We start from the raw sequence: 6,397 nt of genomic DNA on the forward strand, positions 1-6,397 counted from the left end.
TCGCGCGAGGGCAGCCGCCGCGCCGGCCGGGGCGGATCACAACTTAGGTAAGGCTAAGCTGATCCACACGGAACTGTCGAGAGGCAAATCGGGCACTCAAGACTGAATGAACGTCAATTCCCGTCCGCGCAGGCGCCGTTGCACGCTTAGGCAAGCCTTGCTTAACTCGACAGTGACCAACCCCTGCTCCTGAGGAGGAACCCCATGCGGGTCGTCATGTTCGGTTACCAGACCTGGGGGCACCGCACCCTGCAAGCCCTCCTGGACTCCGAGCACGACGTGGTGCTGGTGGTGACGCACCCGAAGAGCGAACACGTCTACGAGAAGATCTGGAGCGACTCCGTCGCCGACCTCGCCGGGGAACACGGGGTCCCGGTGCTGCTCCGCAACCGCCCGGACGACGACGAGCTGTTCCAGCGCCTCAAGGAGGCCGATCCGGACATCATCGTCGCCAACAACTGGCGTACGTGGCTGCCCCCGCGGGTCTTCGGCCTCCCCCGCCACGGCACGCTGAACGTGCACGACTCGCTGCTGCCGAAGTACGCCGGCTTCTCGCCGCTGATCTGGGCGCTGATCAACGGCGAGTCCGAAGTGGGCGTCACCGCGCACATGATGAACGACGAACTCGACGCCGGCGACATCGTGCGGCAGGAGTCGGTGCCGGTGGGGCCGACCGACACCGCCACCGACCTCTTCCACCGGACCGTCGACCTCATCGCCCCGGTCACCGTCGGCGCCCTCGACCTCATCGCCTCGGGGCGCACGGAGTTCACCCGGCAGGACCGCAGCCGGGCGAGCTTCTTCCACAAGCGGTCCGTCGAGGACAGCCGCATCGACTGGACCTGGCCCGCGGAGGACCTGGACCGCCTGGTCCGCGCCCAGTCCGAGCCGTACCCGAGCGCCTTCACCTTCCACCGGGGCAGGCGGCTGGAGGTGCTGTCCGCCCGTGTGTCCCGGGGGCTGTACGGGGGCACGCCCGGCCGGATCTTCTACCGCGAGGGCGAGGGCGTGGTGATCGTCGCGGGCGCAGGTGCCCGGAGCGGCCGCAATCACGGGCTGGCCCTCACGCGCGTACGGACCGAGGACGGCCGGGAGCTGCCCGCGGCCGAGTACTTCACCGCCATGGGCGGATACCTGACCGGCCGCCCCTGACCGGCCGCCCCTGACCTGCCGTACCTGCCCGGTACCTGCCCGGCCGCACCTGCCGGGCCGACTCGCGGCCCGGCTCATGCCGGCAAGACCGGGTTCACGCCGTCGTGCGGGGGTGCGGGAAGGGTGAGGCGGGTGACGGGGTCCGCGGCCGGGAGGGCGATGGGCCGGGCGCCGTCGTGGTCGTGCGTGACGTCCGCGAGCGGGCGGGTGTGTTCGGCCGCGCGGGCCATCCACTGCCAGATCCGCAGCGGGGTGTCGGGAGTCGCCGGCGCCTGCCCGGTGCCGCTGATCCATGTGGTGAGGGTGAACCGGTGATCGGCGAAGTGCCCGCTGGGGCAGGTGGACGGGACCACCTCGTGGAAGGCGCTGGCCGGGAAGAACACGATGGTGTCGTGCTCGGGTTCGATCGTCCGGTAGGTCTCCGCCGGCTGTGGCCCGCCCTGACGGAACTGCGTGTCGTACAGCCGGAGTTGACCACCGTCGAAGCCGCGGGGCCTGCGGTGGAGGTAGTACACGGCCGAGACGGCCGTGCTGACGTCGCGGACCCGTGAGGCGTCGGTGTGGATGCCGTAGTGGCCCCCTTCGCCGTGCGCCGTCAGGACCGTCAGGGTCTGCGTCAGCGCGGCCTGGTGGCCGAGGACCTCCTGGACGAGCGGCAGGCAGTCGGCGAGGTGCCGGCTGAAGACGGAGCTGGTCACGGGGAGGACGAGGGAGCTGCGGCCCTTGTGGGAGACCTGGCCCGACAGGGGGTCCAGGACCGTTCCCGCGTTGAAGTCGGACTGCCGGGAGACCGCGTACGCCAACAGGCCGGCGGCGCGCTCCGCGCCCAGGAAGTTCTCGAAGCGGCAGACCGGGGCCGGTATGACGGGGGTCGTGGACCAACGGTCGGAGGGAGGCAAGTCCCGGGTGCTGATTTCCGTCGGCGTGGCCGGTTCCTTCGCGTATCCACTCATGGCCCGGAACCGTAAGCGGGGTGGCCGGTGCCGTCGAAGGAGCACATGGGGGCGCACAGGAGTACGCCACCCCCGGTCCGCTGTGTCGGCCCCCCGGCCCGCCCGGGTGGAGAGCGGCGCCCTCGCCCGGCCCGGTGCGGGCGGCGGGGCCGCCGTCCGCTGCGCGCTCACGGCGGCGGGCCCGGGCGCGGGGTCATTGGGCCGCCGTGGCGGCCGGGATGTTCACGCGGGCGGCCCTGCGGGCCGGCCAGAGCGAGGCGGCCAGCGCTCCCGCCAGGGCGACGAGCACACCGAGGGCGAGGCGCCCCCAAGGCAGGACCAGCGTGTAGCCCGCGACGCTCTCCTGGAGGGTGCGGCCGAGCGCCCAGCCCAGGAAGACGCCCAGGGCCGTGCCGAGCGTCGCGCCGAGCCCGCCGAGGACCAGGGCCTCCAGGCGGATCATTCGGCTCACCCCGGCGCGGTCCACACCGAGGGCGCGCAGGGTACCGATCTCCTTGCGGCGTTCCAGGACGGACATCGCGAGGGTGTTGGCGATGCCCAGCGCGGCGATCGTCAGGGCCATGCTCAGCAGGGCGTAGAAGACGTTGAGCTGGTCGCCGATGGAGCCGCTGTCCTGGGCCCGGATGCCCTCCTGGTCGAGGACGGCCAGGGCGGGGTTGTCCCCGAGGGCGCGGGTGACGCTGCCCAGCGCGGAGCGACTGGGCCCGCCGTCCACGGCGACGAGGATCCCGGCGATGTGCGGGGTGGGGTCGTGGCGGGCGACGAGTGAGTCGGGTGCGGTGATGCTGGGCAGCAGGTTGCTCTGCTCGTCCGCCCGGTAGACGGCGCCGATGGTGACGCTGTCCGGCCGGCCGTCCTGCCGCTGCAGGGGCAGGGTCTGGCCGACGTGCCAGCCGGCCGCCCTGGCCTTGAAGTCGGCCACGGCGATCTGGCCCTGGGCGAGGCGGTCGAGGGAGCCCTCGACGACGTCGTACCGCAGCAGGCGGCCGATGGTGGCGGGGTCGACGCCGGTCAGCACGGAGGGGGTGCCGGCCAGCCGGTACTCGGTGGACTGGTCGAGCGGGCTGACCGCGGCGCCGGGCAGCTTCTTCAGGGCCGCCGCGGTGTCGGCCGTCAGCCGCGTGCCGCCCTCGGCGGGCTTCACCAGGTAGTCGGCGATGAAGTCGTGGGTGGTCGCCCGGTCCAGGTACTGGGCGGCGGAGGCGCCGAGGACGGAGAGGCCCGAGGCGAGGGTGAGGGCGATGGCGAGCGCGGCGGCCGTGGCGCCGGTACGGCGCGGGTCGCGCACGGTGTTGCGGGCGGCGAGGTCGCCGTACACCGGGTGGAGGCGGGTGAGGAGCGGCCGGACCAGGGCGACGAACGGCCGGGCCAGCAGCGGGATGAGGACGATCGTGCCGGTGAGGGTCAGGGCGGCGCCGAGGCCGATGACGGTTCGCGCGTCACGGTCCGTGCCGAGCGCCCCGTACGCCGCGGCGGCGACGCCGGTGACCAGCAGCGCGGCGCCGAGGCCGGTGCGCAGGGAGCCGGTGCGCGCCGGGGCCGTAGGCTCGGCCGCGCTGAGCGCGGCGACCGGCGGGATGGCCATGGCCCGGCGGATGGGCAGCCATGCGGCGACCGTGGGCAGGGCGGTGCCGACCAACAGCGACGTGATGACGGTGCCGGGGGTGAGGACCAGCGGGCCGGCCGGGGCGTCGGCCGGTGCGAAGAGGGCCTGGAGCAGGGCGGCGGTCCCGGTGCCGGCGGCGAGACCGGCCGCGGAGGCGATCGCGCCGACGAGGAGGGACTCGGTCAGCAGGATGCGGCGCACCTGCCGGCGCGAGGCCCCGACGGCCCGCAGCAGGGCCAGTTCCCGGGTGCGCCGGGCGACGAGCATGGTGAAGGTGTTGGAGATGAGGAAGGTGGCGACGAACAGGGCGACCGCGGCGAAACCCAGCAGGATCTGGCTCATGGTGTCGCTGTCGTTGGTGGCGAGGTTGGCCTGGATCCGGGCGAGCTGGGCCCCGGTCGCCGCACCGGCGCCCTGGGGCAGCACCGATTCGATCCGGCCGAGGAGTTGCCGTACGTCGGCGCCGGGTACGGCCGTGACCTCCACGTTCTGGTAGAGGCCGGGCCGCAGGAAGAGCCGCTGCGCGGTGGCGTCGTCGAACAGCGTCAGGCTGCCGCCGGCGGGCAGCGTGGTCCCGTCCGTACGGAAGATCCCCCTGAGGGTGTAGGAGGCGGCGCCCTGGTGGGTGCCGACGCGTACGGTGTCGCCCACGCGGAAGCCGCCCTTCGCGGCGGTGGTCGCGTCGAGCGCGATCGTGTCGCCGCCGGTCGGCCCGGACCCCTGGGTGAACTGGTAGGCGGGGTCGGTGCCGTCCGCCCCCGGGGCGAAGTTGCCCGCCTTGTGGGCGGGGCCGTGACCGAGCAGTCGGCCGTCCCGGCCGGCGACGGCGGCGAAACCGGTGACGCGGCCCGCGGCGAGGGCGACGCCCTCGACCTTGGCCAAGGCACGCACGGTGCCGGTGCCGATGCCGGGCGGCCCGTCGTCCTGGCGCGGGGAGCCCTTCGCGCCCTCGGAGTCCTGGGGGAAGACGCTGACGGCGATGCGTTCGTAGCCGTCGGTCGCCCGGGCGGAGGCGGCCCGGTGGAGGCTGTCGCCGTAGACGAGGCTGCCGGAGACGAAGGTGACGCCGAGCATGACCGCGAACACGGTCATCAGCAGGCGGGCCTTGTGCGCGAACACGTTGCGCAGGGCGGTATGGAACATGGGGATGCGGATCCTGGGGAGGCTGGCCCGTCCGGTGTGAGCGGGCGGGCAGGCGGGCGGCTGGTCGGGGGCTCGTGCGGTGCCGGTGCCGGGTGGGCGGGCGGGCGGGGTCAGCTGGTGCGCGAGCGGGTGTCGAACTCCTTCATCCGGTCCAGCACCCGGTCCGGGGTGGGACGGCTCATCTCGTCGACCAGCCGGCCGTCGGAGAGGAAGACCACGCGGTCGGCGTAGCCGGCGGCGACCGGGTCGTGGGTGACCATGACCACGGTCTGGCCCAGCTCGCGCACCGAGTCGCGCAGGAAGCCGAGGACTTCGGCCCCGGAGCGGGAGTCGAGATTGCCGGTGGGTTCGTCACCGAAGACGATCGAGGGGCGGGACACCAGGGCGCGGGCCACCGCGACGCGCTGCTGCTGCCCGCCGGACAGCTGTCCGGGCCGGTGGTCGAGCCGCTGGGCCAGGCCGACCATGGCGACGACGCGGTCCAGCCACTGCCCGTCGGGCCGGCGGCCGGCGATGGTCAGCGGCAGCGTGATGTTCTCCAGTGCCGTCAGCGTCGGCAGCAGGTTGAAGGCCTGGAAGACGAAGCCGATCCGGTCGCGGCGCAGCCGGGTGAGCTGCTGGTCGTCGAGGGTGCCCAGTTCGGTGGTGCCGATGCGGACGGAGCCGGAACTGAAGGAGTCGAGCCCGGCGGCGCAGTGCAGCAGGGTGGACTTGCCGCAGCCGGAGGGGCCCATGATCGCGGTGAACTCGCCCTCCCCGAAGGCGATGCTGACCCGGTCCAGGGCGACGACGCGGGTGTCGCCGCTGCCGTAGACCTTCGACAGGTCGGTGGTGGCGGCCGCGGCCCCGGCCGGTGTGAGCGGCGGGTGCGGGGCAAAGGGGTCGGCGGTCACGGAGGACTCCATTTCGGGTGCGGGAACGTGCACGTCGAAGGGTGTCCGGGGAACGTGTCGGGGCCCGGGCGGCCGCGTATCGGCCGCCGCTCCGCTCCGTATCAATCGTGTAGGGACCAGCCGTCAGCAGGCGGGCGGTCAGCAGGCAGGCAGCAGGCGGGCGGTCAGGCCGGCAGGCGCAGGGTGGCGACCGCGCCGCCGTCCGGGGCGTTCTCGAAGCGCAGCTCGGCGCCGAGCAGCCGGGCCTGGCCCAGGGCGATGGTGAGGCCCAGGCCGTGGCCCGTGCCGCGCCCCGCGGCGCCCGTGTGGAAGCGGCGCGGGCCGTCGACGAGCAGGTCCCGGGGGAAGCCCGGGCCGTGGTCGCGGACGACGACCGTACGGCCCTGGACGGTGACCCGCACCGGGGTGCCCCCGTGCCGGTGGGCGTTGACGACGAGGTTGCCGACGATCCGTTCGAGGCGGCGCGGGTCGGTCTCCACGGTCACCCCGGCCGGGGCGGTTCCGGAGCCGCGCGGGTCGGCGGCGGTGGCGTCGGCGGCGGTGGCGTCGGCGGGGGAGGGGGGGGGGGGGGGGGGGGGGGGGGGGGGGGGGGGGGGGGGGGGGGAGAGGGAGGGGGGGGGGGGGGGCGTACACAACACATCTGGGAAAAA

At 74.0% G+C, this 6,397-nt stretch carries 4 protein-coding genes and 1 pseudogene; 1 reads left to right on the top strand and 4 read right to left on the bottom strand.

Annotated elements, in window-relative coordinates; all coding sequences use genetic code 11:
- Positions 1 to 204: 204 nt before the first annotated feature.
- Positions 205 to 1,152 (top strand): methionyl-tRNA formyltransferase, encoded by a 948-nt coding sequence (locus ACZ6JT_RS02380; RefSeq protein WP_469206320.1) that lies wholly within the window; start codon positions 205 to 207, stop codon positions 1,150 to 1,152.
- A 74-nt stretch (positions 1,153 to 1,226) separates the two neighbouring features.
- Here ACZ6JT_RS02380 and ACZ6JT_RS02385 read toward each other — a convergent pair whose 3' ends face one another.
- From ACZ6JT_RS02385 to ACZ6JT_RS02400, 4 genes and pseudogenes are all read right to left on the bottom strand, one after another.
- Positions 1,227 to 2,105: a 2OG-Fe(II) oxygenase gene (locus tag ACZ6JT_RS02385; RefSeq protein WP_469206322.1), complete on the bottom strand. Its 879-nt coding sequence runs from the start codon at positions 2,103 to 2,105 to the stop codon at positions 1,227 to 1,229.
- Between the two features lie 193 nt (positions 2,106 to 2,298).
- The gene (locus ACZ6JT_RS02390; RefSeq protein WP_469206324.1) at positions 2,299 to 4,854 is read right to left on the bottom strand and encodes an ABC transporter permease; all 2,556 of its coding nucleotides are present in this window, start codon (positions 4,852 to 4,854) and stop codon (positions 2,299 to 2,301) included.
- A gap of 110 nt (positions 4,855 to 4,964) precedes the next feature.
- A complete protein-coding gene (locus tag ACZ6JT_RS02395) occupies positions 4,965 to 5,759 on the bottom strand; it encodes an ABC transporter ATP-binding protein (RefSeq protein WP_469208139.1) in 795 nt (264 codons plus the stop codon).
- A gap of 152 nt (positions 5,760 to 5,911) precedes the next feature.
- A pseudogene (locus ACZ6JT_RS02400) lies at positions 5,912 to 6,229 on the bottom strand (sensor histidine kinase); the annotation flags it as partial.
- Positions 6,230 to 6,397 lie beyond the last annotated feature (168 nt).

The sequence above is a fragment of the Streptomyces sp. NPDC046308 genome, assembly GCF_055588065.1.

Bases quoted from the DNA above. Each gene is read 5' to 3' on its own strand.
- ACZ6JT_RS02390 (WP_469206324.1), bottom strand. From the start codon at position 4,854: ATGTTCCATACCGCCCTGCGCAACGTGTTCGCGCACAAGGCCCGCCTG.
- ACZ6JT_RS02385 (WP_469206322.1), bottom strand. From the start codon at position 2,105: ATGAGTGGATACGCGAAGGAACCGGCCACGCCGACGGAAATCAGCACC.
- ACZ6JT_RS02380 (WP_469206320.1), top strand. From the start codon at position 205: ATGCGGGTCGTCATGTTCGGTTACCAGACCTGGGGGCACCGCACCCTG.
- ACZ6JT_RS02395 (WP_469208139.1), bottom strand. From the start codon at position 5,759: ATGGAGTCCTCCGTGACCGCCGACCCCTTTGCCCCGCACCCGCCGCTC.